Raw genomic sequence first — 767 nt, forward strand, 5'->3', positions numbered from 1 at the left:
TCATCGTACTGAAGAAACGTTTTGTTGTCGATGAAAAGAGAATCAGGGTCTTGTTTTTCCGGGAGTACCAATACCGAAACGTGAAATTGGTTCTTAATCAGGATTTCAGCATTTCGGCACATGGCATTTCGTCCGGCATTATCGCCATCGTAAATAAGTGTAGCCTTGTTTGTATATTTTTTCAGGAGCTTTGCCTGTGAATTGGTGAGTGCGGTTCCGCAAGTCGCAACTGTGTTTACCACATCTATATCGTGCATCCGAAGCACATCGGAATAACCTTCAACTATATATGCTCTGTCATTGTTTTTAATGGCAAAGCGAGCCACATTTAAAGCATACAGCTCATTGCCTTTTATGTAGATGCTACTTTCAGGTGTATTCAAATACTTGACCTTCGGATTTTCATTCAGGTCACGCCCGGCAAATGCAATAGTCTGACCTCGTGAGTTGGAAACAGGGAATATCAATCGGTTTCTAAAAAAGTCATAAACGCCTTTGTCATTGCTTTTAAGTACGCCAATTTCTTCAAGTATCTCTGTTTTTAATCCTTTTCCTCGTGCATGGGACAGTAGAGCATTGTCCGTTGGAGCATAACCAATATTGAAGCTGCCGTTTTCAGGAATAGCCATGTTACGCTCCTTGATATACTGTTGGGCATCTTTGTGATTAACCTGTTCCAAAAAGAACTTCTCAATAATACTACAAGCAATTTTCAGGCTTTCTTCATGTTTGAATTTGGCTTCATCCCAATTGGTGCTTTTCTTCCA

1 protein-coding gene is annotated in these 767 nt (G+C 40.4%); it reads right to left on the bottom strand.

Features of this window, described 5'->3' with window-relative positions:
• Positions 1-767 (bottom strand): toprim domain-containing protein (locus KEM10_RS25210; protein ID WP_212220950.1); only part of this gene is annotated, 767 nt, incomplete at both ends.

This window comes from Carboxylicivirga linearis, assembly GCF_018271995.1.
GTDB classification, from domain to species: Bacteria; Bacteroidota; Bacteroidia; order Bacteroidales; family Marinilabiliaceae; genus Carboxylicivirga; species Carboxylicivirga linearis.